Source organism: Geminicoccus flavidas (assembly GCF_009806515.1).
In the GTDB taxonomy this organism is placed as follows: Bacteria; Pseudomonadota; Alphaproteobacteria; order Geminicoccales; family Geminicoccaceae; genus Geminicoccus; species Geminicoccus flavidus.
This window is the reverse complement of the sequence record NZ_WUJP01000303.1, coordinates 1-1,730: the sequence shown is the minus strand read 5'-3', so window position 1 is coordinate 1,730 and position 1,730 is coordinate 1. Positions and strand designations below refer to the sequence as shown.

Sequence of the window (1,730 nt, the reverse complement as noted above, 5' to 3'; positions counted from 1 at the left end):
ACCGCCCTGCGGGCTGGCGCGTAGGCCACCATGGGCCAGCAGGATCAGGGGCAGCTTGCCGTCCGGCAGCTCAGCGTTGCGGCGCGCGGGGACGCCCCGGAAGACCGGGGAAACGCCGACCGTCTCGGGCGTGCCGCCCGCAGCGGCGGGAAACCAGAGATCGGTCGGCCCGCCGGCGATCGAGGCCGGCAAGCTGCGGATGCCGGGTTCGGGCGGAGCCTGGGCATGGGCGGACAGGCTCGCCAGGGCCAGCAATAGGGTGATCCAGAGCCGTGTCATCCCGTCCGTCCTCCCGGGCCGGCCCGCCTCGCCACAACGAAAAAAGGCAGTGCCGGCCGGCACTGCCTCTTCCCTCGAACCGGCCGGGGCAAGCTCGGCCGTACTGGTGATCGCTCAGGCGGCGATCTTCTTCATGTCGTCGAAGCTGGCGACCGCAGCGTTGTTCAGCACGTTCATGGCGTCGGTCTGCACCTTGACCACGAGGTTGCCGAGCTCCTGCGCATTGGCGATGGCGGCCTCATACGAGCTCTTGACCTTGGCGGCGACGTCGCCCGGCTTCACCTCGGTGGGCTTCGCGGTCATGAACGCCTGGCTGTCGGCCATGAACTGCTTGAACGAGGCCTGGGCGATCTCCGCCTGGCGCTGCGCCAGGGTGCGCAGGCCATCCGCGACGATCTGCGAGGCGCCGGTGAAGGCATCGACGTTGCGCTTCTGGATGGCGACGAACAGGTCGGCATCGAACTTCGGAGCGGGGAAAGCATATGAAGCCATGGGAACTCTCCTGTCTGGCGGCAATGAGGGGCGGCCGTCAGTCACTATGCTGCACCGCACAAACGCCAGATAGGGAGCACTCGCGCCGGTTTCAAGAGATTTTTTGTGCAGTGCAACATAAAGCTCCGAGCGCCCTCTGAGGGTGGAGCGCTTGACGTCCGGGCGCACGGGGGCTAGATGCGCGCCACTGCGTGCCGGACTTCCGCCACCTGCGGGTCCCGTTCGTCCGATCGGTCAAGAATTCAGTTGAGGATTTCCCCATGGCACGTCGCTGCGCCGTCTCGGGCAAGGGCGTTCTCGTCGGCAACAATGTCAGCCACGCGAACAACAAGACCCGTCGCCGGTACCTGCCGAACCTGCAGTACCGCCGGCTCTACAGCGAGAGCCTGAAGCAGCAGTTCCGCGTCCGCCTGAGCGCGGCGGCGATCCGCACCATCGACAAGCATGGCGGCCTGGACGGCTTCCTGGTCGAAGCGTCGCGCAAGGATCTGCCTTCCGACCTGGCCCGCGTCCAGGAGCGGGTGCTGGCCGCCCGCGCCGCGGCCGCCCAGGCCTGACCTGACCCGATCGATGCCGGCTGTCACGACCGCTGCGCCGCACACCCTACCGATCGGGGCGGTGGCGGCGATGGTGGCCGTGGTGGCCGCCTCGAACTGGCTGGTCCAGTTCCCGATCAATGACTGGCTGACCTGGGGCGCGTTCAGCTACCCCTTGGCCTTCCTGGTCACCGACCTCACCAATCGCTGGTATGGGCCCAGACGCGCGCGCCATGTCGCCTATGCCGGCTTCGCGCTGGGCGTGGTCCTGTCGATGCTGCTGTCCGATGTCCGGATCGCCCTGGCCTCCGGCGCGGCGTTCCTGAGTTCGCAACTGCTCGACATCACCATCTTCGACCGGCTGCGCCGCGCGTCCTGGTGGAAGGCGCCGCTGCTCGGCTCGGTCCTGGCCTCGGTCTGGGA

3 protein-coding genes and 1 pseudogene are annotated in these 1,730 nt (G+C 67.9%); 2 read left to right on the top strand and 2 right to left on the bottom strand.

The features are described 5' to 3' along the window. A pseudogene (locus EQG76_RS08380) lies at positions 1–279 on the bottom strand (alpha/beta hydrolase family protein); the annotation flags it as partial. Between the two features lie 114 nt (positions 280–393). Then, positions 394–771 carry a phasin family protein gene (locus EQG76_RS08375; protein ID WP_159712369.1) on the bottom strand — a complete coding sequence of 126 codons (378 nt, stop codon included), beginning with the start codon at positions 769–771 and terminating at the stop codon, positions 394–396. 260 nt (positions 772–1,031) lie between these two features. Here EQG76_RS08375 and rpmB point away from each other — a divergent pair, with 260 nt between their 5' ends. After that, entirely contained in the window at positions 1,032–1,328 is a 297-nt protein-coding gene (gene rpmB / locus EQG76_RS08370) for a 50S ribosomal protein L28 (RefSeq protein WP_159712367.1), read from the top strand. Between the two features lie 13 nt (positions 1,329–1,341). Then, positions 1,342–1,730, top strand: a 389-nt coding sequence (locus tag EQG76_RS08365; RefSeq protein WP_200840658.1) for a VUT family protein, incomplete at its 3' end; no start/stop codon positions are given.

Bases quoted from the DNA above. Each gene is read 5' to 3' on its own strand.
- EQG76_RS08375 (WP_159712369.1), bottom strand. From the start codon at position 771: ATGGCTTCATATGCTTTCCCCGCTCCGAAGTTCGATGCCGACCTGTTC.
- rpmB (WP_159712367.1), top strand. From the start codon at position 1,032: ATGGCACGTCGCTGCGCCGTCTCGGGCAAGGGCGTTCTCGTCGGCAAC.